Consider the following 24,125-nt stretch of genomic DNA (forward strand, 5'->3'; position numbering starts at 1 on the left):
TATTAAGTGTAGAGTTAGCTTATATAGTAGAGAGTAAACAGTTAACCAAATTATATCATGGGCTAATAAATAGAAGTATGGGCCAACAAACTTGCCCCATACTTCTATGCTTTATAGGTTACGTATTCTCCCCTGACGGAAATAAAAGCCATTATTATGATTAGGTACCATATACACAAGTTTCGCACTGTTTAAACCTATAGCTTCTTCATCATTAATTCGTGCATTACCACATACTTTTGAAAAATAACCAGAGGTTAAACTTCGCTGTGCTACACGACGATACGTGGTCGGTTTTCCATTATTATAATCCATTCTCAGTAATGTCACTCCCCACCGGCGCATTGACTGTTGACTGCTTAAAGCCATTTGCGCACAAAACCTTATATTTTCATTTGGGCGGAGCTGTTGAGTGATATCCTGACTTATACCTTTATACCAGCTATTCCCTGATATTTTATAAATTAAGCTTTTGAATAATCCCCAAATAGAATTAAGGCTGGTTAAAATAGACTGGCAGTTTTGACCTTCAACACTTATCGGAGACATACTGCTATTTCCAAACTGACCAAACCCTATCGCAGGCAACCATCTATCAGCACTAAACGGCAAGCGAATTTTAACCGTACAATTAGTTGGTTTAGCCGGTTGTTCTGGGCTAGTTACTGGAGGAACAGGCTTTGGTGGTTGAGGTTTTACTGGCGGTTTAGGGCTAGGTTTTTCTGAAGTAGGAGCCTCAGGTTTAGGATTAGGTTTTTCTGGGATCGGGGTCACCGGTTTAGTTGGTGGATTCGGTTTTGGTGTTTCAGGCTGAGTTGGTTGCTCTGGTTTCGGCTCAGATGGTGTTGGTTCTCCAACAGTGACAACGGTAGGCATAAATTTAGCGACACTGCTGGCTACTTTCCTTATACCATTGGCAGCATTTCTTGCTCCATCACTAGGTGTAACTGTTTCTCTATTTACAGCCCTTCCCCAAGAGTCTCTAGCAATATATTCTGCTTTTATATTAGGATTCGAAAAATATGGAATAGATTGATGTATCCTGGTTTGACCATTTCGATCTACGACAAAATTATAAGCCATAATTGTATGAAACCTACCCATTTCATAATAGCCTCGTGCATTCGAATCAATAGAGCCATAACCCCCATTCAAGCTATGTGCCTTATCTTGACGATGACCGTGCCCTAAACCAAGATTATGACCAATTTCATGTATCAACCCTTCGGCACCACATTCTGTACTAATCCAACTAAATGCAGCACCTTTATTTACTCCACTATTGGGAGCCATATGACCTAAACCACAGCCGTATTTTGTTCTACCATCAATAACTAGTACAACTAAATCCGCTCCATATTTTTCACGAACTTGTTTTGAATTATCTTGTATCCAGCCTAATGAATCAGTTCTGCATTCTCTACGTCCATAATAGTTATAGCATTTTTGATAATTTAATATATAACTTTCTTTTTCTAAGACTAAAGCATTTTCTACTGGCAGCCTTCTTACTTGTGTATTAGTTTTACTATTTTTTAAAGCAAGGTTGCCTTGGCTTACCATATGATCAATATAAAGGTTAATATCACCAGATTGTTTCTTTGTATCACTATTCTTAAGATTATCTCTTGCTTCTTTAGTATATAAAATAGCAACATCAATAGTTTCAACCGCATATGCAGATGAAACAGTCAGCGCCAAACCTGAAATAGAAAATAGTTTTTTTAACATTTTGCACCAAGCTTATCTTAAGTTTTGAGGTTGATACTCAACAGTGTCATTTTTGAAATTAGCTTTAGCTCTTACATCAGCCAAATAAACAAGCGAAGCTTTCCCCGTTTTATTATCAATATAAGCTTCATACTCCCCCTGCTCGCTATTGATATAAACAATCGATTGCTCTTTACCTTTAGTAATGGATACTGAGCCTACGGGTGAATTATTATCCACCTTGGCGTTCCAGCTTTCTGAATAAGCACCATTCGTGGTGTTATTAATCGTTGCTGTTAGCTGATGTTGATTTGGCAATTCAATGGTTAAACTTTGTCCAACCGAAAGTTGCTCAAGAGCCGCAGGATTCACATTAAATGATTGTGAACGAATACCTTCTTCATTAGTATTCATCTCACTATCAACACTTGACCAGAGTTCTAAGTTAGCTGGTTTTTCTACCTGTGAAGGCAAATCACTTATTGCTGCTTTGATTGCATTCACTTCAGCTTCAGGTAATACAGTTGAGTCTTGATCAATTACTTCTGTATTTGTTTTTATAGCTGTAATATTTCGCTTTTTTATTGATTGATCTTTTTTAATTTTATTGATATCTTCTACACTTACAACATCATTCGTGACTGGTTTCTTTTTAACAGTGTTATCTTCACCAATAAAGTTTTGTACAATAAGTATAGCACTGGCGGTCAATATAGGAACGCCTATATAGAGAAGCTTCTTCTTCATAAAAATTTTAATAATATTGAATCAAGTTAAAAGAGAGTTTGCTATTCAAGAATATGAGCAATGAATAAATTATAAAGACAATTAACTTCAAAATTGTACCGAACAATTCTGCATTTTTAGTGATAGAATCCTCAATATAGAAATACTTGATGTATACTTTATTAATATGTTAACTTAGTTCAGTTTCATTTTGGATTATTATTTATACGACAAAGATAGCTAATTATACAGATAAAATTGTATATAGTTCTTAGGATAAATATTGAATACACCACATAGAAGATTTACTTATATTTATACTATTTTTTCTGCTAATTATAAGACTTATAGCTTGCCTTCCTATCTAATAACATCAAGGTAGAATACCTAATAAACTATTAGTACAACAGTTTTTGCTAATTTCATAACAACAATTTTTCTGAAAATTTAAATTAATTTAGTGCATTGCCAATTCCAGCAGTGTAATTGATAATAACTACACTGCTGGCTGCTGCATGGTAGCACAATGAATCCCTCCTCCTCCAGCTGCAATAGGATCTATGTTAAGCATTTCAATGGTGTGCTTTGGGTATTCTGCCTGTAAAATTTTATAGGCTTTTTCATCTGCTTGTTTATCACCAAACTCAGGTGCAATGACTACTTTATTGGCTACGTAAAAATTGACATAGCCTGCTGCAAAGTCATCATTTAAAAAATCATCTCGTAGTTTTTCTGGCTCATCCATTACAATTAATTTTAAATGGCGACCTTTTGCATCTGAGGCTTGTTTTAAAATCCGTTGGTGCTCTCGAGTTAATTCATACTCATATGAATTAGGGTCATGCGCCATATGAATCACGACTCTACCAGGATAAGTGAAGCGAACGTAAAAGTCAGTATGACCATCGGTTATATCCTTGCCTTTTATACCTGGCAACCAAATGACTTTTTCAATACCAAGTGTTGTTTTTAAGTGGGTTTCGCACTGCACTTTGGTCATACCAGGATTGCGATTTTTATTAAGCACACAGCTTTCTGTGATTATAGCTGTGCCTTCTCCATCCACTTCTAATGCCCCTCCTTCCAAAACCAGTGGTGTATAGATTAATTCAATATTTTGGTTAGTAGCCATTTTACGGGCAATTTTCTTATCATTTCTATGGTATTGTTTATTTCCCCAGCCATTAAAATTAAAATCTACAGCCCCTAACTTATTAGTTTTAGTATTTTTTACAAATACAGCCCCATGATCACGAATCCAAAAATCATCTAATGGAGCCACTATAAAGTCCACTAAACTGCCACATTTTTGTTTTGCTAATGCTAGATCTTCTTTGTTAACAATTACAGTCACAGGCTCATGTTGTGAAATTGTTTTTGCTAACTGACCAAGCGTATCCTGTAAAGCAACCGCATGTGGTTTACCCCACACCTTTGGCTTAGCAACAAAGGATATCCAGGTTTTACTATGGGCTGCCGCCTCATCTGGCATTAACCATATTGGCTGTTGTGATGATATAAGTTTACCTGCCATGCTGGCAAAACCTTGTTTGATCAAAGTTGGAACAAGTACTGTACAACCAAGTGAAGTGAGAAGAGTTCTTCTAGCTACCATATAAATCTTCTATTTTTAAAATTAAAAAACCATATTTCATTTTTTCTATCACAATTAGAATAAAAATTTTCATATTTAATTACAAAATATTTCTTACAACCCCAAAGAACCCCATAACAACAAATAATAAAACTTCAACAAAACCATAAATTACATTAAAACAAAAGAAACCAAATATTAATAAAAATATAATATTTACCCAGCAATTCACAAAAGATAAGTTTGAATTTTCAAGCTATAATAACCAACAGCGCCATAAAAGGAAAGTGATAATGGAGTTATCATTTAAAGCTAAGTTAGGATTAAGCTATATTGTTTTTTTAACTGCAATTATCATTATAGGAGTTGCTGGGATATTATCTATAACAGCTATAGAAAAAAATTATGACTCAACTATTGAATTATACAGAAACATCTCCATTGAAAATAAAGCAAAAAATTACATAAATAACTTGCTCAACACTACAGATAAAGAAGAGGTCAAAGAACTTGAAAATAAAATAATAGAATTAAAAAAAGAATCAGAAACTCTAGACAATAGCTTTAGAAAAAATACTTTAAACACACCAAATTTCTATGACGATTTTTATAAAATATGCATAAATATAATAAAAACACACAAACAATATCTAAACTCTATTTTTTTATTCAAAAATAATTATCCAAAAGAGAAGGAGTTAAGGTACCAAATTAGTGACGATTTATACAAATTAAACAACCCAGAAATAAATATCAAAGTAGGAAAAATACAGTACTATAGTAAGGAAATGCTATACCAATATAAAGATGAGAGTCATCTTAACAAGTGGCTAGACTCAATAGATAATCTAAAAAATAAAATAAATACAGACAACACAAAGATAATAACAAAGCTTAATGAATATTATAATACAGCAAAGAATATGGGTTTTATCTCCATAGAACTAAAAGAATACACTAAAGAAAAAAAGAAAATATCTTAAAATTATCCAATATATTAAAAAATAACAGCGAATTTGCTGACAAAATCCAGCACAATACTAAGCAGCAACTTAATAGCAAGAAAAAGGCTGCTTTCTTTATATATATAGCCGTTTTATCAGCAATTATCATATTATCAGTTATAATTACCACTTTACTATCCCGCTCTATATTAAACCCCATCATAATGTTAAAAAAAGCAGCAATAGACCTGGGAGAAGGGAAACTAGACACTAGAGTAACAGATATACCAAATGGTGAAATGCAATCACTAGCAGTTGCTGTCAACAATATGGTAATTAAGTTAGAAAATTCAACTGTCTCCAAAAATTATCTAAGCAATATTATTAACTCAATGAGAGACTCTGTAATTGTAATTAATAAGCAATCAAGAATCAAAATAATTAATCCAGCTTCGACAGCTATCCTTGACTATGAAGAGCATGAGCTAATAGAACAATCAATAACAAAGCTTAATTTCAACATTTCTAACCATCTAACAGCTTTATATAATATTAAAGAAAGCAATACCAGCAATAGTATAAAAAATGAGATATACTATATTTCTAAAAATAAAAATAAAATACCTATGTTATTTTCTGCATCTTTAGTAAAAAATGCAGCAGGTCATGTAGAAGGTATTGTATGTGTAGCTAAAGATCTTTCAGAAATAAAGCAAAAAGAGCAAGAACTACGTTCTGCAAATAAAAAACTAAATTCAAAAAATAAAGAGTTACTACAACTTCAATCTCAATTAGTACAATCAGCAAAACTGGCATCGGTAGGTGAAATGGCAACAGGAATTGCTCATGAACTTAACCAACCGCTCGGTATTATTTCAATGTACACAGATTTACGTCTTAAAGAGGTACGTAAAGGTCAGCATGAAAAAACTGAAGCCACTTACGAGTTAATTAGCAAATAAGTTGAACGTGCAACTAACATTATTAATCACATAAGAACATTTGGTCGATAATCTAGTATAGTATCCCAGTCCTTAAATGACATAAATAAAATAATTGAAAGTTCATTTATTTTGTTTAATGAACAATTTAGATTAAATAATATAAATCTGATAACAGAATTATCAAATAATTTAAAACCAGTTCATTGCAACCCTATCCAGCTAGAACAAGTTTTAACTAATCTTTTAGTGAACGCAAAGGATGCTCTACATTCAGTAACATTAAAACAAATTATTGTAAGGTCATTGCAACATAATGGTCATGTAAAAATAGAAGTAGAAGACACTGGCGAAGGTATTTCTAAAAAGAACTTAGAGAAAATTTTTGACCCATTTTTTACAACTAAAGAAGTTGGAAAAGGCACTGGCTTAGGGCTATCAATTAGTTATGGCATTATAAAAGAGCATGGCGGTAATTTGGCTCTTCGCGTCTTTGCGTGGAATGATCAAAAAGCCAGCATGCCTGGAGCAAACCGATCTAACCCCATCGTATCAATGATTAACCGCTGAAAGAGCTTTTTGGGACTGGACAACCCATAGCACCGACGCTTTAATACTTTCACCTTATTATTAAAACCTTCTACAAACCCACTGTTGTGACGACCAATAAAATAATTCGTGATTGGCTGCTGGTATTTCACTAAGGTTTTAATGAAATGATCAAAGCAGGTTAGGTCAGAATCAGTGACCTCAGCAATCCACTCGGTTATTTTATCTCTGGCTATTTCTGGCGTTATATGGCTATCGAAAATAGCACTTAATTCACGGCTAAATTGATAGGCTAGCTTCAGTTTAGGTGACCGCTTAAACAGCTTTTCAACAATTGGCTTTTCCGCTTCCGTAAAATGATCTTTTTGTTTTCGTAGTAAAGCAATGGCTGGTTTTAAGGCAGTATACTCTGTCGGTGTTAGTAGCTTCTTTAGTCGACTTAACTCGGATTTTCGCAAATTAATGAGGCTTTTACGATATAGTTTTCTAACATGGAAACGATCCGCCACGATGGGTACTTTATCTTTGAATACTGCTTTACAAGCATTCATGTAACCCTCATATAAATCACAACAAATCGCTCGAATCGTCTTCCGTAAACGGCGAGGTATTGTACGCAAAAACCTGATGATATCCCTTTTTTCTCGCCCCTCTACTACTCCCAACAGGTGCACCTGATCATGCACTCGATAGGTAATCAGGGTCACAAAATCACGGTAGCCTTTTTTCAGACTAATTTCATCAATCCCTAAAATACCCAAATCTTGAATAATAGAATAATTAATTGGCTCTTCGCGTCTTTGCGTGGAATGATCAAAAAGCCAGCATGCCTGGAGCAAACCGATCTAACCCCATCGTATCAATGATTAACCGCTGAAAGAGCTTTTTGGGACTGGACAACCCATAGCACCGACGCTTTAATACTTTCACCTTATTATTAAAACCTTCTACAAACCCACTGTTGTGACGACCAATAAAATAATTCGTGATTGGCTGCTGGTATTTCACTAAGGTTTTAATGAAATGATCAAAGCAGGTTAGGTCAGAATCAGTGACCTCAGCAATCCACTCGGTTATTTTATCTCTGGCTATTTCTGGCGTTATATGGCTATCGAAAATAGCACTTAATTCACGGCTAAATTGATAGGCTAGCTTCAGTTTAGGTGACCGCTTAAACAGCTTTTCAACAATTGGCTTTTCCGCTTCCGTAAAATGATCTTTTTGTTTTCGTAGTAAAGCAATGGCTGGTTTTAAGGCAGTATACTCTGTCGGTGTTAGTAGCTTCTTTAGTCGACTTAACTCGGATTTTCGCAAATTAATGAGGCTTTTACGATATAGTTTTCTAACATGGAAACGATCCGCCACGATGGGTACTTTATCTTTGAATACTGCTTTACAAGCATTCATGTAACCCTCATATAAATCACAACAAATCGCTCGAATCGTCTTCCGTAAACGGCGAGGTATTGTACGCAAAAACCTGATGATATCCCTTTTTTCTCGCCCCTCTACTACTCCCAACAGGTGCACCTGATCATGCACTCGATAGGTAATCAGGGTCACAAAATCACGGTAGCCTTTTTTCAGACTAATTTCATCAATCCCTAAAATACCCAAATCTTGAATAATAGAATAATTAATTTCTGATTCTACGTAGCGATCAATTAATGCTTCAACTACGTGGTAGTCGACTGACTCTTTACGACTCACATCAGCAACAGTGGAATTGACTAACTCAAACAACAGGTGATGTTCAAAGGGTTTAGTCATTTTAGCATTGACCTCATACCAATCGAGTGTTTCTGTCGTGGTAGGGTCACCATCACAATTCGCACACAGGCCGCGGCGAGGGGTTATTTCAATGAAGGTGTTTTTGCCAAACATGGGCAAATGCCGTAGCCGTAACATCCGCCCCAAACCATGCCCTTTTGTAGGCTTATTACAGACTCTGCAAGGCACGCTCTCTCGTGTACTTTTTACCTCGATGGTAATTTCCCGTGCTGATAAATTAGAGCGTACCTTGACCACTTCAACGTCAGATAAACCTAATAATTCGGGTGTAATGTTGAGCGAGTTTGAACGTTTTGTGAACATATGTCGTGCAGTAAAATCATCGATTCTGTGGACTGGTCGTCATTGTACATAAATCAGACGATCCACGCAAAGACGCGAAGAGCCAAAGTATTAAAGCGTCGGTGCTATGGGTTGTCCAGTCCCAAAAAGCTCTTTCAGCGGTTAATCATTGATACGATGGGGTTAGATCGGTTTGCTCCAGGCATGCTGGCTTTTTGATCATTCCACGCAAAGACGCGAAGAGCCGATAGTTTCCCTTTGCCTGTTAGTCACTTTAAACATGAAAAAAATTGACTTATATAATTATGTTAACTAATAAGTTACCAGTATAGTTTCATTCATAAGAGTTTAAAATTTATATATGAAGTACTTAAAATATATAATAACTTTATTCTTAATAGCTGTTGTTACTATAGTTTGGATATATTACGATAAAAAAAATATATCTATTGTAAGTAATGAAGCTGGCTGTGATAGGAAATTGACATATGCTTGGACAGGTTTAAGTGAGCCATTTATATTGGGAAGTGCTAAAGCACCTTCGGGTATTGATATAGAAATTTTAAACTCAGCATTAAAAATTGTAGACTGTGAAGCAGTCATTGAAGATTTAAATACATTATCGTGGAAACGAAATTTATCATTGTTGAGTATTGGTAAAATTGATCTTACTCTTCAAGCCTCTTTCAGTAAAGAAAGAGAAAAGTATGCAAACTTTAGTTCTCCATATCGAAGTGAATATATTGCTATTTTTATAAGAAGCGAGGATCTTAAATATGAAAAATTCAAAATATCAAAAATTGAAGATTTAAGTAAATATGATTTTTTACTTGGAGTAGGTTTGAGTAATATTTACGGACCAAAAGTTGATGGTGTTATAGAGAGAATGGGGAGCAAAATCAAGAGAAATAAGACGGTAGTTAAAAATAGAAAAGCCTTGCAAGCCAAGTTAATTGATGGATATATATCCTATATTCCAACAGAATTAATTAAGATCAAGAAAAATAAACTAGAAGATAAAATAAAAATTCTTCCTAACTCTATAGTAAAAACAGGAGATGTTCATCTCATGCTTAGCAAGGCTTCCACATCTGAAACAACTTTAAAGAAAATAAATAATGGAATTGAAAAAATAAAAGAAAATGGTACGTATGATTTAATTATGAACCATTATAGTAAGCAGTATCAACTACCTAGTGTAAAATGATTTTTAAATGAGAGGTTAAGTTATGAAATCATTTTTATTTATTTTCACGATAACAATCTGTTTAAACTCATTTGCTGACTCTACCGAAGGAATTACATATCTAACTGAAGAGTACCCTCCATATAACTTTAAGGATGAAGAAGGTAATGTTGTTGGAATTAATGTAGACATTTTAGTTGAAATGTTTAAACTGCTTGGTAGCTCAAAGAGTAGAAAAGATATAAAACTACAACCTTGGGTAAGAGCTTATAGAACAACTAAAGATACTACTGAGAAAACAGCTCTATTTACTACATCTAGAACTACTAAACGAGAAGAATTATTTAAATGGGTTGGTCCTTTAGTTGGAGGTACGACAAGTTTGATAGTATTAAAAAGTAACCCAAATAATGTAAGCATTAGCTCAGATGCTGATTTTCTTAAATATAAATATGCTGTTATCAGAGATGACTCAGCAGAAAGCCTATTATTAGCAAGAAATGTACCAAAGAAAAATTTAAGTTATTCAACTAAGTTTCTATCGATGATAAAAAAACTACAAAATAATCAAGTTGATGCTATTCCATATAATTTTATTACTGCAAGTGCTTTAATGAAAAAGAATAATATAAACCCAGATACTATAAAGTCAATAGTAGATATTCCACGGCCTAATAGCAAAGGAAACCACATAGCCTTTAATAAGTCGGTTAGTGACAGTATTATACTAGAACATCAAAAAGCTTTAGAAAAAGTATTATCCAATGAAGAATTGGTTGAATCTATCAAAAAGAGATATTTAAGTTTAAACTGACTGTCATTATCGCCTTTTTAGTAAAAATTATCATTAATTTTGTTTTTTATAGATGTATTAGAGAGATTTATATTTTGTTTTTAAAAAAAGCGTTCTTTAAATTTTTTATCTTTATTTTTATACCATTAGCACACTGCAACCCGGTAAAAATATGTTTGGGTGATGGTAATGAATGGCCTCCATTTACATACTATGAAAGGGTTAATGGGGAAGTCAATAAAAAAGTAACAATTGGGATAGCTACAGAATTAATATTGAGTTCATTAAAAAAAAGTGGTTTTAGTTATGAAATTAAATATTTAGCATGGAGTAGAGTTCACTATCAAATATCAAGGTTTGGTAAAAATAATGTTTGTGAAATGACCTGGGATGCAAGTTATAAAGATGAAAGAGCTAAATATAGTTATTACACAGTTCCTTTATACCGACTAAACCAAGGCATTTTCTTCTCGAGAAATACATACGAAAGAATACCTCATATAAAAATTGCTGATTTAAATAAATATTCTATTTGTGGTATTTTAGGGTATAATTATGCTAATTTTAATGTACTTAAAATAAGAAGAGTTTATAAGGCCAAGCAAGTTCTTAATATGTTAGACAAAGGGAGATGTGATTTTTTTCCGAGTGAAATCGAGCCAATAATGGGTAGAAGTTTAATTGAAAATAATTTTCTTCCGCCAAGTATAGGCTATATTGTATTTGATAAATTTTACAAAACTTACTATGGAATTATTTCGAAGCAGTCTCCAAGGTCCTTACAATTGTTGGTTAAAATTAATCAAGAATTAATTCGTTTTCGAGAACAAGGAGTTGCTAAGAAAATTTTTATAAAGTATGGAATAAAGAATATTAATATATAGTAATGAAACCGTGGATTCAACTAACAAGTGCAACTCAAAAACATCGGCTCTTCGCGTCTTTGCGTGGAATGATCAAAAAGCCAGCATGCCTGGAGCAAACCGATCTAACCCCATCGTATCAATGATTAACCGCTGAAAGAGCTTTTTGGGACTGGACAACCCATAGCACCGACGCTTTAATACTTTCACCTTATTATTAAAACCTTCTACAAACCCACTGTTGTGACGACCAATAAAATAATTCGTGATTGGCTGCTGGTATTTCACTAAGGTTTTAATGAAATGATCAAAGCAGGTTAGGTCAGAATCAGTGACCTCAGCAATCCACTCGGTTATTTTATCTCTGGCTATTTCTGGCGTTATATGGCTATCGAAAATAGCACTTAATTCACGGCTAAATTGATAGGCTAGCTTCAGTTTAGGTGACCGCTTAAACAGCTTTTCAACAATTGGCTTTTCCGCTTCCGTAAAATGATCTTTTTGTTTTCGTAGTAAAGCAATGGCTGGTTTTAAGGCAGTATACTCTGTCGGTGTTAGTAGCTTCTTTAGTCGACTTAACTCGGATTTTCGCAAATTAATGAGGCTTTTACGATATAGTTTTCTAACATGGAAACGATCCGCCACGATGGGTACTTTATCTTTGAATACTGCTTTACAAGCATTCATGTAACCCTCATATAAATCACAACAAATCGCTCGAATCGTCTTCCGTAAACGGCGAGGTATTGTACGCAAAAACCTGATGATATCCCTTTTTTCTCGCCCCTCTACTACTCCCAACAGGTGCACCTGATCATGCACTCGATAGGTAATCAGGGTCACAAAATCACGGTAGCCTTTTTTCAGACTAATTTCATCAATCCCTAAAATACCCAAATCTTGAATAATAGAATAATTAATTTCTGATTCTACGTAGCGATCAATTAATGCTTCAACTACGTGGTAGTCGACTGACTCTTTACGACTCACATCAGCAACAGTGGAATTGACTAACTCAAACAACAGGTGATGTTCAAAGGGTTTAGTCATTTTAGCATTGACCTCATACCAATCGAGTGTTTCTGTCGTGGTAGGGTCACCATCACAATTCGCACACAGGCCGCGGCGAGGGGTTATTTCAATGAAGGTGTTTTTGCCAAACATGGGCAAATGCCGTAGCCGTAACATCCGCCCCAAACCATGCCCTTTTGTAGGCTTATTACAGACTCTGCAAGGCACGCTCTCTCGTGTACTTTTTACCTCGATGGTAATTTCCCGTGCTGATAAATTAGAGCGTACCTTGACCACTTCAACGTCAGATAAACCTAATAATTCGGGTGTAATGTTGAGCGAGTTTGAACGTTTTGTGAACATATGTCGTGCAGTAAAATCATCGATTCTGTGGACTGGTCGTCATTGCACATAAATCAGACGATCCACGCAAAGACGCGAAGAGCCTTAAATTGTAGGACTCATCTTCAGTAAATGATTTGAACTCAGCTGCTTTTTTTATTTCTTCTCTACCTCTACACACCTTTGTAGATTTCAAACTCAGTAGAGATGTATTTAGTCTTCTTTTTATATATTCATAGTTAGATACACTGTTTTTATCTCTTCCTGTTACAGGGGAAATATCTATTCTAACTGAATTGTGGTAGTCACTATTAGCAAAATTATGTTTAAATTGCAGCTTTTTAAATAAATTTATAGCAGTTTGGCATTTAAAAATACTCAATAATTTACCATTAAAATTAGCCGTAAACTTTGTAGGCTTATGGCTTTCTAAAGGCTCTCTTGTAGTACTTGGTGTCTGGTTAATTGATAGACTCATTTCTTATCCCCTTTATATAAAGGTATAATATGAAAGGAGAGAAGAATAAATATTCAAATAATCCTCATATTTTTTTATTAATCGCTGCTGCATTAATAAAGTAAATTCTGATCTTCCCCCCTGTTTTTGAGTTTGCTTAATGCATACCTTAAAAGGTTATGTGTAGCAGCCCCCTAAGTGATTGATTTGCAAGGGCTAAACTGACTAACTTTTATACAAAAGTTAGTCAGTTTTGAGGCTAAATAAAAAGGTTCTCGACTATTTTAACCTACCTAAAAATAGGTAGGCTAAGCAACTGATTTATGGTGGATGAACTAGCCAACTTATGTGTAAAAGCTGGCTAGATTGATTAAGCTTCTTTTTAGTTATTCAAGTGACTGTTTTTAAACAAAAATTAAATTTATTTATAGTATTAGCCTAGTTTTTTTGTTGAACAGTTCTTTGCTCATTTTCTTCTAAATCAGAGAGCAAAGCAGAAAAGCGATTTCTTATTAATATCGAGGGACGATCTGACTCCATGTGGCATTGTTCGTGAATATCCAATGGAACATCAGATGGGACAGTTTCCAAGATTTCTTGATCTTCATAACTAATTGTCATTCCAAGTTGAATCACATCACTGGCTTTAATATCTTCTTCTGAGTCATTACGCATGATTAAATTAATCCACTGTAAGCTTGAGTCAGTTATAGGAGTAAAAGATAATAGTGTTACATTTTTAAGATTATTAGGTAAATATAAAATCATTTTTACTAGGAAAGGCATATACCAGTGAAAATCACGTTTCAATATCATCTCACTATCATTGATATTCCATGCTTTATATTGTAAGTTATTACCATAATTATGCATATCTGACTTAAAGAACATACCATAAGACGTATTTTCTATTAACTCTGGAGCAATAGGGGTAGGGTTTAACTTATCACCTAGATGCTGGTGAACAAAATGATGATGTGAAGTATCAAAAATATTCTCTAAGGCAGTCAGTGCACTACACTGCCACGTACGGTTTTCTAAATGAATTACCCTGTACTCATCTGATGCAAACTCGGGTACTTTTGGAATAGGCATTATAGGATCTTCAAGTGCAACCCAGGCATAGTCATATTGTTGCTGGCATTTAAACATTTTTAAACAGTAATTTGCGGGTATAGTTCTTTCAGGATGCTGAGGAATTTTTATACATTCTCCCGTACTAGCAAAAGTCCATCCATGATAGGGGCACTGGATTGCTCCATCAATAACTTTTCCATTGGTTAACTTTGCCCAGCGATGACAACATCGATTTTCTGCAGCCGCAGGTTGATTATTTTTATCTAACCAAAGTACAATTGACTGGTTTAATAAGGTGAATTCGACAGGACCTTGTTTTAGCTTGCTAATAGGACAGATAGGATAAAAAAAATGTTTAAGTGCATGTTGTGATGCAACAAGCATATCTTTTCTCCTTAACTTATAAAGTTTTTATATTCCTACTTTTTATGAAAGTAAGTGTATATTATATGCTTTCCAAAATTTCCTTAGTTTTGACAAGGTGCCGTTTTCACTCATGTTTTTTAATTCACTATTAACAATATTCAATAACATATCATTCTCTTTAGCTATTGCAAAGCCGACTTTTTCAAGGCTCGGTTGAATATCTATTATATTAAACTCAGGCTGTTGCTGTGCAATATATCCATTGCACGGTTCTCCACGAGCAAAAGCATCAATTTCATTATTTTGAAGAGCATTTAGAACATCATCAGTACATTGATAACATATAATTTCCGCATGTTTAGGGGCATGCTTTCGTAAGTAGGTTTCACCCATCGTATTTTTTACTGCACCAATTTTTTTATTTAACAAATCCTGTAATGAATGAATATAGTATGAATCATTTGCACGAATGAGCAGTGATTAGCCAAATTCAAAAATAGGATGTGGAAAAACTGCTCCTTCAGCTGAACGCTCGGGGAGTATAGTAAGAACAGCTGAGACTATATCACATTCTTTCTGTTTAGGGCGTAACCAAATATGATCAAAAGGAAAAGTTATAAAATGTATTGCAAGTTTCAAATGTTTTGCAATGTGTTGAAGAATATTTAATTCTAGGCCTTTCCAATTTCCATCACGATCCCGATAAGTCATGGGTTTAACTTGTTCAATTGTTCCTACAGTAAGTACACCAGGTGTTACCAGTTGCAATGAGGAGGTAATAGCATACATAGTTTTTAGTTCTTTTTTTCCATACAGATATTTCGGATAAAGAGTGTTGATATTTATGTTTTGTCTCACGAATAACAAAAGGAATATCAATAGGTTTTTTTAGTAGGTAAAAGTCAGGTGTTAAATAATCCTGTAAGCTATCTAATGTTGTGTATGATTCTCCCGTGCTAGCCTTGAAACCACCTAGCCAATATTCACGCTTTGTAAATTCACTAAGCCAAGTATATGGTGATGTGATGACCAGCAGCCCACCTAGGCAAATACGATCTTTAATGAGCTTTAAAAACTTAGCAGGCTCATATAACCTATCTATTAGGTTTCCAGCAAAAACGAGGTCATAGTTCGTAAACTTGGTGTTTAGGTTACAAGCATCTCCTTGCAAAAAGGAAACGCGATCTTTAACACTTTGATAGTTAAATTCATCAATACGTATCTCTTTATAGGTGATAAGATCTGTTGTGGTCAAGTAAACTTGTACCACATTACATAAAGTTAATTTAATGGCGTTGTTGAATAAATAGCTTACCCCGCTCTTGTTGTGTGTTTTTGGCTGATTGGTGGTACCCTGACGTGAACACTAACCCATCAGAAGCCATCACATGCCGTATAAACATAACCAATCCAGTCACCGGCAACATAAAAAAGCCAAATATAAGGTGATCAATTGGGCGGAATATACGGAAGCATTGCGTCGTCGTGGCGACTTTACCATTTGGTTTAGCGTTGAAGCCATTGATGAGTGGCATCCCAGGCTTACGTGGTAGGCCTCTAAAGTACTCGGATGTAGCCATCGAGTGTTGTCTACTGTTACGTCAGGTGTATCACTTACCGCTACGGCAAACAGAAGGGTTTACACGCTCATTAATCCAGTTAATGGGGCTTGACATAAAAGCACCCGATTATAGTTGTCTATCGAAACGAAGCGCGTCACTCAAACTACAGAGACTCATTGATAGTATTGATCCAGGCTCGCACGTCCTTGTTGATAGCACCAGGCTGAAGGTCTATGGCAAAGATGAATGGCATCAGAAAAAGCATCATGTAAAGCCTAAGAAGGTGTTTTAAAAAGAGTGAATGCATACAAAGTTGTATTGTAAGAGATAACTACCAAGGGGTTACTCGTACCGCGGGCATATAGGAATAGGCTCCCTTACTGTTTATTATTGGTTTCGCAAAAACCCTCTCTGTCAGGCTAGTTGTCGTTTTTATTCACTGAGATGACGACAGATAACTGATGGCTAAATATACCAAACAGCAAAAAGAAAATATCTTAAAGCTATTGCTCCCACCCGAAAATAAATCAGTCCCAGTGGTACACAAAATGACTGGCATTCCTCAGTCAACCCTGCATACTTGGAAAACCAAAGTGCGAAGTCAATCTGCCAACATGCCGAAAGAAACATCAAATCAAAGCTGGTCATCAGAACAAAGGCTTAATGTGATCATTGAGACAGCGGCCTTATCTCAAGCAGAGCTAGCAGCCTATTGCCGAAAAAAAGGGTTGTATGTTGAGCAAGTTGAGCAGTGGAAACAGGCATTTATTCAGCCAGAGCAACCCTCCCAGGAGCTAAAGAAAAGCTTGCAAGTGGAAAAGCAGCGGTGCCAACAACTTGAAAAAGAGCTAAAGCGAAAAGAAAAAGCACTGGCCGAAGCCGCGGCCCTGTTAGTCCTTCAAAAAAAAGCTCAGTCAATCTGGGGACCGGACGAGGAAGCCTAACGTCGTATGCGGATAGGCAACAAACAGTTCAGTTAATTGGGGAAGCCACAACTGCAGGGGCTCGGCAATTTAAGGCCTGTGAAGTATTAGGGTTAACCCCGCGCACTTATCAACGGTGGCAGCAAGGCGGTGAGCTACAACCGGATGGCCGCACCACTGCACAGCGTCCATTGCCGCCTAATAAGCTGCCTCCCAATGTTCATCAACAGATGCGAGAAACGCTGAATTCACCGGAGTTTGCTGACCTCCCACCTTCTCAGATTGTGCCTAAATTAGCAGATCAAGGTGAGTATATTGCCAGTGAAGCCAGCTTTTATCGGCTCATGCGGGCAGAAGGGTTATCAACCCATCGAGGGAAGACCCAATCTCGTCAACCCAAACCGAAAACCACCCACACGGCGACAGGCCCTAATCAACTTTGGTGCTGGGATATCACTTGGTTGCCAGGTCCCGTCACCGGCATCTTTTTTTACCTGTATTTGATCCTTGATGTTTTCAGCCGCAAGGTGGTTGGCTGGGAGGTGCACGATTGTGAGCGTAGTAGCCTAGCGGCAGACTTAATACAGAAAGCCTTCTGGCGGGAAAATCTCCATAAAATTCACCAGCAGCCCCTGATATTACATTCAGATAATGGGAGTCCAATGAAGGGAAGCGCTTTACAAGTCAAACTCGCTGAACTTGGTATTGAGCCTTCTTATAGTCGACCGCGAGTTAGCAATGACAATGCTTATGCAGAGTCCATATTTAAGACCACTAAATACCGACCAGATTTCCCTCACCAAGGGTTTACCTCATTAGAAAGCGCTCAACGGTGGGTTGATCAATTTGTTCATTGGTATAACCATGAGCATCAGCATAGTGGATTAAAGTTTGTAACACCGGTACAACGCCATACAGGTGAAGACCTAGTTATTTTAAGCCGGCGGAAACAGGTTTATGAGCAAGCTAAAGCAGCTTCCCCTAACCGATGGAGTGGGAATATACGAAACTGGGAGTTGGCAGATGAAGTCCACTTAAACCCTGAGAGAAATCAAACTCGTTAATATCCATTTAAAACTGTGCAACTCCCCTCTTTAATTGAAGCTGCTGAGGATGGATGCTTTGCATCGCAAGGCGTCCACCAGAAGGAGCAATGGGTGTTGTCTGTGTTATTAATAATTAGCCCTAAATTGATTATTAATATTTATTATGCCTCACGTTTTGAGATAGCTCGATGAAGATAAGAAGATAACACGACAACTACGTTGACAAACACCGAAAATCAAAGATAAACAATAAAAAGAGCCTAAATGGATTATCCAACAGATTTAACTGATACACAATGGGAAATACTGAGCCCTGTATTACCTGCATCCAAATGGCAACCTGGCAATAGAGGCAGACCACCCGTTAATAGACGCCTAATCATGAATGGCTTGCTTTATGTCCTAACAACTGGCTGTCAGTGGCGAATGGTGCCTAAAGACTTTGGCTGTTGGCAGACAGTATACGGTTATTTTAATTCCTGGAGCCAGCAGGGGGTTTGGGAAACCATTATGGATACCTTCAGGAAATGCTATCGTGAAAAAGTAGGAAGAAAAGCCGATCCCAGTGCAGGTTGTATTGATAGTCAAAGTATTAAAACTCATACGCAAGGTATTCATGTTGGTTTTGATGGTGGTAAAAAAGTAAAAGGTCGCAAACGTCATATTTTAGTTGATACGCTTGGTATTATTATCTGTGTTGTAGTGACTTCAGCTGCCGTTGGTGAGCGAGAGGGATTAAAACAGCTACTTAAGGGCTATGTTGCAAAAGGCATGACGAGTTTACTCAAAATTTGGCTGGATAGCGGTTATTCTGGCACGCCTATTATTGATTGGGTTAAAGACTTTCATCAAGCTACTCGAGAAATTATTCTAGAGGTGGTTGAAAGGGCAGGTAAAGGATTCAATGTTATTAAACAGCGCTGGGTGGTTGAGCGTACTTTTTCTTGGCTAATTAACTATAGACGACATGCTAAAGACTATGAGGTTCTAACAAAAAATAGTGAAGCAATGATACAGATTACCATGTTACATATTTTAGTCAGGAGAATCGCTTAAGCTTTTATTTTAAAACACCTTCTAAGCGAACATGGCGCAAGCTGCATCTTTGCATTGATGAACATCATCAAATAGTCGCTTGTGATTTAACAGATAAGTCAGTGGGTGATACGACAGCCGTTGAGGGTTTACTTGATCAGCTAGATGAGTTTGATACCTTTATGGGCGATGGGGCCTATGACGGTGACCCAGTGTATCAAGTCATATTGGATAAAAACCCGGATGCCACTGTTGTTGTGCCTCCTCCAAAGAATGCTGCAGAAGGCGCAAGTCAGTTCATGCAGCGTAACGTACATACCGCCTTCATCAATCAATATGGGCGAATGGCATGGCAAGAAGTGACTAATGATGGTTTGAGGGCTCATACTGAATTGGCAATGTTGAGATATAAAACCATCATGGGTCCCAAGCTCAAAGCACGTCAATTACCGCAACAAAAAACCGAGGCTGAGGTATCAGTGCGCGTGTTAAATAGAATGACAAATCTTGGCATGCCTATTTCTGTGAAAATTAGATAAATAATGGACTGAATGCCTCAGCACGCCTGATTTTTCGATTTATTCAACAACGCCCTGATTTTACAGGGTGTCCCGGCTTAGAATTGAGGCCGTACTTGCTTCCCACAGCTCATCAAAAAGAGAATTTTTTAGAGCATTATCATTAGTTTCTATAAGGATAGCACTTTCACTAGACCGATATATAGACTGATCATCTAAATTGTATGTCCCCGATAAAATAATATTTTTATCTCCTTTTTCCAGTATATATGTTTTAGCATGATCATACTTAACCTTCATACTCAAGTTATGTTCACTTTCAAATGCTTCATGAGGATTAGGTGAAATAAAACTTATTTTTCCAGCTTCAGTTCCAAGATTAGCTTGCTCAATTTCCTTAAAAAGAGCTTCTTGATTTTTCTTCTGCTCACGTTGATAAACCGCTAAAATTTTAACATCAACCCCTTTAGCTAAAGCAGAAATTATGAGTTTTCTAGCATCACCACCTAGAAACTGGTTTCGAATTTTCATAACATCACCTTTTTCCGCTGTATTAAATAACTGGCTAAGTGCGACACCAATAGGCTTATCAGTCATCTTATTTGTCAAGTGAGCAGCCAAATTAGCCGATGGTTTGTTATGTAATAATACAACTGGTACCTTATTCCTATGTACACCAAACTCTTCTTCAATAGCTTGGCTCAACTCTAAACTTCTATGATTCAGAGATTCACTAACAGCCCTGCTCTCATTAAACTCTTTTTGGAAGGAGGATATATTTAGTTTTTCTAGTCCAATATCTTCATTCTGAACACGAACTTTAGAAATAGCTGAAGCATACTTTAAGGTTTCATTTGCAAAATAATCCAGTTCTTGAGCAGCAAGGTGCTGGCTAGATAACAAAACACCACTGTCAATTTGATTCTCTTTACTTAAGTGAGCAAGACTTGCTCCAGTTACACCAAGTACACCATTATCGTTCACTAGGACTTTACTATGATGAGACCCTGCTGGCCCAGATGGATTCAAACCAACTAAAATTACATTTGCTTTTAGATTACTAATTGGAGTAACTCCATCTAATTTGTTATATATACTTATAGCTTTCAACCAGGGGTTGTTTCCAGGGTTATCTTTATCAACTTTTTGTGTAGCTTCAGTTCTTTTTTTACCTAAAAACCAATTTTGTACTCCTTTGCTTTTATTATAAGCAAGAACAAATGTAAAATTATCATCTTCCTGTCTTGCTGAAATTCCATCAAGCATTGCTTTTAGGGTCGGAGACAGATTTCCTTTAGGAATAATATTAATAGCATAGGTTGTGATAAGTGATAATCGATTAGCTGTATTTATAATACTGCGAGAAGCATTAGCCTGTTCATTTTCACTTAAAATAGCTCTACTAAAAACTTGAGCTTTATGATCAATTACTACACCCTTCTTATTATTTGAAAAATAAGATGATATATTTTCAACAAAACTATTCTCCAGTGTTGAGCAAAAAGAAGTGACTGGCAGTTTATTAGTAGTCCTCAAGTGATCTAATTGTACTGTATTAGCCCCGACTCTAGTAGGCCCTATTACTGCTTCTAATTTCTTCTTAAATGCTCCACCATCTAAAGTTAAAGGATTAAAAGGTGATGGACTCGCCTCTTGTTTTGTCTTTTCTACTTGAGCATTTCGAAAACTAGTAGATTGTTGCGGTTGAGTAAACTGTATATGCTGTTGATTTATAGCATTTTTAGCAGATATTGGTGTTGTTTGCATCATAATGCCTCTAATTATTTGTTACTTAATATGGTCCAGGTTTTGCTGAGCTAGATATATTAGCTATACAAATATGCCACCAATCACCATAGAGTTATTATTTAATTCTTTCGGTTCATACTTGGTTAAACTTTGTTTTAACTGATACATATTTTCAAACAAATTTTCTAACTGAGTACTATTTAGTAAATCTGTAGGAAAGGAAACACCAAGTGATAACTCTCCTTCATATAGGCCAATCCAAGCACAACTCAATTTTGCTCGATCAGCATTTAGATTAAGCCAATATTCATAGTCACTAACTGAATTCAATCTAGCATCAAGTGATGTATGAATAGTAAAAACTTCACTATTTTCAGGACACTCTAATAGCCATTCTCTATCTTGTTTATCAGTAATTTTAATCGCACCCTGCTCAAGTGACAAAGGAATGCTCCAACGTTGTCCAAGTTCAGCTAATGCAGATTCAAGTTTCATAGTATTAACCCTACCCTAACGTTGTATAGATTTTTGGCCTAGGATCGCTTCACTGCTTCTATAGCAGCTCTAGGGTCTACACAGAGTGATAATTTGATAACAAGATAAATAATTTAAATTAATTACTAGACCAGCTGCTTATCTATAAAGCACTAAGTCCTCGGCTATAAATAATGCCTCTGCATTCTAATAGAACGACTCTTCAACTGTGTATAAAATACTAACTATCACAACAATAGATTTAGCTTATTGTGATTTTAAACCTAACGTAAGAAATAGAGATATAAAAACAAACGACACGCAAGTATAAAATACGGTTCTGTCGCAAACTTTTACCCCACATGATAGCCTTTCCCGTTCCTGCTAGCCCTATGGTTGTTTGGTAGTCGCTATGAGTGCAGATGAACGTTTTAAAGGTTGTCACTTTCCCAAATGCGTTGTACTACAAGCCGTGTATTATTACCTTCGGTTTGCAATGAGCTACCGCGATATAGAAGAACTCGGCTCTTCGCGTCTTTGCGTGGAATGATCAAAAAGCCAGCATGCCTGGAGCAAACCGATCTAACCCCATCGTATCAATGATTAACCGCTGAAAGAGCTTTTTGGGACTGGACAACCCATAGCACCGACGCTTTAATACTTTCACCTTATTATTAAAACCTTCTACAAACCCACTGTTGTGACGACCAATAAAATAATTCGTGATTGGCTGCTGGTATTTCACTAAGGTTTTAATGAAATGATCAAAGCAGGTTAGGTCAGAATCAGTGACCTCAGCAATCCACTCGGTTATTTTATCTCTGGCTATTTCTGGCGTTATATGGCTATCGAAAATAGCACTTAATTCACGGCTAAATTGATAGGCTAGCTTCAGTTTAGGTGACCGCTTAAACAGCTTTTCAACAATTGGCTTTTCCGCTTCCGTAAAATGATCTTTTTGTTTTCGTAGTAAAGCAATGGCTGGTTTTAAGGCAGTATACTCTGTCGGTGTTAGTAGCTTCTTTAGTCGACTTAACTCGGATTTTCGCAAATTAATGAGGCTTTTACGATATAGTTTTCTAACATGGAAACGATCCGCCACGATGGGTACTTTATCTTTGAATACTGCTTTACAAGCATTCATGTAACCCTCATATAAATCACAACAAATCGCTCGAATCGTCTTCCGTAAACGGCGAGGTATTGTACGCAAAAACCTGATGATATCCCTTTTTTCTCGCCCCTCTACTACTCCCAACAGGTGCACCTGATCATGCACTCGATAGGTAATCAGGGTCACAAAATCACGGTAGCCTTTTTTCAGACTAATTTCATCAATCCCTAAAATACCCAAATCTTGAATAATAGAATAATTAATTTCTGATTCTACGTAGCGATCAATTAATGCTTCAACTACGTGGTAGTCGACTGACTCTTTACGACTCACATCAGCAACAGTGGAATTGACTAACTCAAACAACAGGTGATGTTCAAAGGGTTTAGTCATTTTAGCATTGACCTCATACCAATCGAGTGTTTCTGTCGTGGTAGGGTCACCATCACAATTCGCACACAGGCCGCGGCGAGGGGTTATTTCAATGAAGGTGTTTTTGCCAAACATGGGCAAATGCCGTAGCCGTAACATCCGCCCCAAACCATGCCCTTTTGTAGGCTTATTACAGACTCTGCAAGGCACGCTCTCTCGTGTACTTTTTACCTCGATGGTAATTTCCCGTGCTGATAAATTAGAGCGTACCTTGACCACTTCAACGTCAGATAAACCTAATAATTCGGGTGTAATGTTGAGCGAGTTTGAACGTTTTGTGAACATATGTCGTGCAGTAAAATCATCGATTCTGTGGACTGGTCGTCATTGTACATAAATCAGACGATCCACGCAAAGACGCGAAGAGCCCAAAATTTCCATGCTTATCATAAGCATCATCATAATCAGCCTGACCAGCGCTAAAACCAAGGTAATAACCACTTTTCTCGGCGAAAACTGGAGAAGTAAAAGTACTAACAATGGCAATGGCTAAAACTGTTTTTCTCATGCAAATAAACCTCATAGACTACAAACTTATAAGTTAAAACAATAAACAGGAGTAGTATTTTATGAATTGGTTAACTTATAAAATAAAACATTTATACACTATTTTCAAATAAAAAAATAAAAAACAAATAAA

Annotated in this window: 25 protein-coding genes and 3 pseudogenes; 13 read left to right on the top strand and 15 right to left on the bottom strand. The window is 36.3% G+C overall.

The genetic code is table 11. The features are described from left to right. Nucleotides 1-111: 111 nt before the first annotated feature. The 3 genes from G4Y78_RS31460 to G4Y78_RS27010 all read right to left on the bottom strand — a co-directional run bounded on the left by G4Y78_RS31460 (nucleotide 112) and on the right by G4Y78_RS27010 (nucleotide 3,970). A complete protein-coding gene (locus G4Y78_RS31460; protein ID WP_163836059.1) occupies nucleotides 112-1,731 on the bottom strand; it encodes a M12 family metallo-peptidase in 1,620 nt (539 codons plus the stop codon). Nucleotides 1,732-1,743: 12 nt separating this feature from the next. Continuing rightward, entirely contained in the window at nucleotides 1,744-2,457 is a 714-nt protein-coding gene (locus tag G4Y78_RS27005) for a hypothetical protein (protein WP_163836060.1), read from the bottom strand. A 475-nt stretch (nucleotides 2,458-2,932) separates the two neighbouring features. Next, nucleotides 2,933-3,970 carry an agmatine deiminase family protein gene (locus G4Y78_RS27010; RefSeq protein ID WP_230425656.1) on the bottom strand — a complete coding sequence of 346 codons (1,038 nt, stop codon included), beginning with the start codon at nucleotides 3,968-3,970 and terminating at the stop codon, nucleotides 2,933-2,935. A gap of 353 nt (nucleotides 3,971-4,323) precedes the next feature. On the opposite strand from G4Y78_RS27010, the gene G4Y78_RS27015 reads away from it, so the two are divergent. From G4Y78_RS27015 to G4Y78_RS27025, 3 genes are all read left to right on the top strand, one after another. Further along, nucleotides 4,324-5,013: a hypothetical protein gene (locus G4Y78_RS27015; RefSeq protein WP_163836062.1), complete on the top strand. Its 690-nt coding sequence runs from the start codon at nucleotides 4,324-4,326 to the stop codon at nucleotides 5,011-5,013. Nucleotides 5,014-5,156: 143 nt separating this feature from the next. Next, a complete protein-coding gene (locus G4Y78_RS27020; protein ID WP_268935111.1) occupies nucleotides 5,157-5,936 on the top strand; it encodes a PAS domain-containing protein in 780 nt (259 codons plus the stop codon). 111 nt (nucleotides 5,937-6,047) lie between these two features. Beyond that, on the top strand, nucleotides 6,048-6,485 hold the full coding sequence (locus G4Y78_RS27025; RefSeq protein ID WP_163836064.1) for a sensor histidine kinase: 438 nt from the start codon (nucleotides 6,048-6,050) through the stop codon (nucleotides 6,483-6,485). On the opposite strand, the gene G4Y78_RS27030 is transcribed toward G4Y78_RS27025, so the two are convergent. Beyond that, nucleotides 6,422-7,303 (bottom strand): transposase, encoded by an 882-nt coding sequence (locus G4Y78_RS27030; protein WP_163836065.1) that lies wholly within the window; start codon nucleotides 7,301-7,303, stop codon nucleotides 6,422-6,424. The two genes, G4Y78_RS27025 and G4Y78_RS27030, sit on opposite strands and share 64 nt — an antisense overlap. Beyond that, the gene (locus tag G4Y78_RS27035; protein ID WP_163836066.1) at nucleotides 7,278-8,558 is read right to left on the bottom strand and encodes an ISL3 family transposase; all 1,281 of its coding nucleotides are present in this window, start codon (nucleotides 8,556-8,558) and stop codon (nucleotides 7,278-7,280) included. Before G4Y78_RS27035 ends, G4Y78_RS27030 begins: the two co-directional genes overlap by 26 nt. Between G4Y78_RS27035 and G4Y78_RS27040 the strand changes: the two genes are divergently transcribed. The 4 genes from G4Y78_RS27040 to G4Y78_RS27055 all read left to right on the top strand — a co-directional run bounded on the left by G4Y78_RS27040 (nucleotide 8,559) and on the right by G4Y78_RS27055 (nucleotide 11,400). Next, complete coding sequence (locus G4Y78_RS27040) at nucleotides 8,559-8,756, top strand: hypothetical protein (RefSeq protein WP_163836067.1); 198 nt, start codon at nucleotides 8,559-8,561, stop codon at nucleotides 8,754-8,756. A gap of 142 nt (nucleotides 8,757-8,898) precedes the next feature. Continuing rightward, nucleotides 8,899-9,744 (top strand): substrate-binding periplasmic protein, encoded by an 846-nt coding sequence (locus G4Y78_RS27045; protein WP_163836068.1) that lies wholly within the window; start codon nucleotides 8,899-8,901, stop codon nucleotides 9,742-9,744. A gap of 22 nt (nucleotides 9,745-9,766) precedes the next feature. Further along, nucleotides 9,767-10,537 (top strand): substrate-binding periplasmic protein, encoded by a 771-nt coding sequence (locus G4Y78_RS27050; protein ID WP_163836069.1) that lies wholly within the window; start codon nucleotides 9,767-9,769, stop codon nucleotides 10,535-10,537. A 155-nt stretch (nucleotides 10,538-10,692) separates the two neighbouring features. Then, complete coding sequence (locus tag G4Y78_RS27055; RefSeq protein WP_163836070.1) at nucleotides 10,693-11,400, top strand: substrate-binding periplasmic protein; 708 nt, start codon at nucleotides 10,693-10,695, stop codon at nucleotides 11,398-11,400. 72 nt (nucleotides 11,401-11,472) lie between these two features. Here the strand turns inward: G4Y78_RS27055 and G4Y78_RS27060 are convergent, their stop codons facing one another. From G4Y78_RS27060 to G4Y78_RS27085, 6 genes are all read right to left on the bottom strand, one after another. Next, a complete protein-coding gene (locus G4Y78_RS27060) occupies nucleotides 11,473-12,753 on the bottom strand; it encodes an ISL3 family transposase (RefSeq protein ID WP_163836066.1) in 1,281 nt (426 codons plus the stop codon). Between the two features lie 16 nt (nucleotides 12,754-12,769). After that, complete coding sequence (locus tag G4Y78_RS27065; RefSeq protein WP_163836071.1) at nucleotides 12,770-13,210, bottom strand: hypothetical protein; 441 nt, start codon at nucleotides 13,208-13,210, stop codon at nucleotides 12,770-12,772. A gap of 417 nt (nucleotides 13,211-13,627) precedes the next feature. Continuing rightward, nucleotides 13,628-14,650 (bottom strand): Rieske 2Fe-2S domain-containing protein, encoded by a 1,023-nt coding sequence (locus G4Y78_RS27070; RefSeq protein ID WP_163836072.1) that lies wholly within the window; start codon nucleotides 14,648-14,650, stop codon nucleotides 13,628-13,630. Nucleotides 14,651-14,692: 42 nt separating this feature from the next. Further along, nucleotides 14,693-15,025 (bottom strand): type 2 periplasmic-binding domain-containing protein, encoded by a 333-nt coding sequence (locus tag G4Y78_RS31810; protein WP_408022080.1) that lies wholly within the window; start codon nucleotides 15,023-15,025, stop codon nucleotides 14,693-14,695. An 87-nt stretch (nucleotides 15,026-15,112) separates the two neighbouring features. Next, complete coding sequence (locus G4Y78_RS31815; protein ID WP_163836073.1) at nucleotides 15,113-15,343, bottom strand: substrate-binding periplasmic protein; 231 nt, start codon at nucleotides 15,341-15,343, stop codon at nucleotides 15,113-15,115. 13 nt (nucleotides 15,344-15,356) lie between these two features. Then, a complete protein-coding gene (locus G4Y78_RS27085; protein ID WP_230425657.1) occupies nucleotides 15,357-15,887 on the bottom strand; it encodes a putative 4-mercaptohistidine N1-methyltransferase in 531 nt (176 codons plus the stop codon). Nucleotides 15,888-16,020: 133 nt separating this feature from the next. On the opposite strand from G4Y78_RS27085, the gene G4Y78_RS27090 reads away from it, so the two are divergent. The 5 genes and pseudogenes from G4Y78_RS27090 to G4Y78_RS27110 all read left to right on the top strand — a co-directional run. Continuing rightward, complete coding sequence (locus tag G4Y78_RS27090; protein ID WP_163836074.1) at nucleotides 16,021-16,185, top strand: hypothetical protein; 165 nt, start codon at nucleotides 16,021-16,023, stop codon at nucleotides 16,183-16,185. Continuing rightward, nucleotides 16,157-16,486: a transposase gene (locus tag G4Y78_RS27095; protein ID WP_163836075.1), complete on the top strand. Its 330-nt coding sequence runs from the start codon at nucleotides 16,157-16,159 to the stop codon at nucleotides 16,484-16,486. The genes G4Y78_RS27090 and G4Y78_RS27095 overlap by 29 nt, the downstream gene beginning before the upstream one ends. A gap of 169 nt (nucleotides 16,487-16,655) precedes the next feature. Further along, a pseudogene (locus tag G4Y78_RS27100) lies at nucleotides 16,656-18,181 on the top strand (IS3 family transposase). Between the two features lie 246 nt (nucleotides 18,182-18,427). Next, nucleotides 18,428-19,219, top strand: coding sequence for an IS5 family transposase (locus G4Y78_RS27105; RefSeq protein ID WP_163836076.1), 792 nt, complete (start codon nucleotides 18,428-18,430; stop codon nucleotides 19,217-19,219). Nucleotides 19,220-19,245: 26 nt separating this feature from the next. Then, nucleotides 19,246-19,737: pseudogene (locus G4Y78_RS27110) on the top strand (transposase); the annotation flags it as partial. A 60-nt stretch (nucleotides 19,738-19,797) separates the two neighbouring features. On the opposite strand, the gene G4Y78_RS27115 reads toward G4Y78_RS27110, so the two are convergent. Next, nucleotides 19,798-21,486 carry a phospholipase D-like domain-containing protein gene (locus tag G4Y78_RS27115; RefSeq protein ID WP_163836077.1) on the bottom strand — a complete coding sequence of 563 codons (1,689 nt, stop codon included), beginning with the start codon at nucleotides 21,484-21,486 and terminating at the stop codon, nucleotides 19,798-19,800. Nucleotides 21,487-21,546: 60 nt separating this feature from the next. Further along, nucleotides 21,547-21,960 carry a type III secretion system chaperone gene (locus tag G4Y78_RS27120; RefSeq protein ID WP_163836078.1) on the bottom strand — a complete coding sequence of 138 codons (414 nt, stop codon included), beginning with the start codon at nucleotides 21,958-21,960 and terminating at the stop codon, nucleotides 21,547-21,549. Between the two features lie 391 nt (nucleotides 21,961-22,351). On the opposite strand from G4Y78_RS27120, the pseudogene G4Y78_RS31205 reads away from it, so the two are divergent. Beyond that, nucleotides 22,352-22,462, top strand: a pseudogene (locus G4Y78_RS31205) (IS6 family transposase); the annotation flags it as partial. Between the two features lie 27 nt (nucleotides 22,463-22,489). Here G4Y78_RS31205 and G4Y78_RS27125 read toward each other — a convergent pair. Together G4Y78_RS27125 and G4Y78_RS27130 are read right to left on the bottom strand one after the other, a co-directional pair. Further along, on the bottom strand, nucleotides 22,490-23,770 hold the full coding sequence (locus G4Y78_RS27125; RefSeq protein ID WP_163836066.1) for an ISL3 family transposase: 1,281 nt from the start codon (nucleotides 23,768-23,770) through the stop codon (nucleotides 22,490-22,492). Nucleotides 23,771-23,786: 16 nt separating this feature from the next. Continuing rightward, entirely contained in the window at nucleotides 23,787-23,993 is a 207-nt protein-coding gene (locus G4Y78_RS27130; protein WP_163836079.1) for a hypothetical protein, read from the bottom strand. Between the last annotated feature and the right edge of the window lie 132 nt (nucleotides 23,994-24,125).

Source organism: Spartinivicinus ruber, assembly GCF_011009015.1.
GTDB classification, from domain to species: domain Bacteria; phylum Pseudomonadota; class Gammaproteobacteria; order Pseudomonadales; family Zooshikellaceae; genus Spartinivicinus; species Spartinivicinus ruber.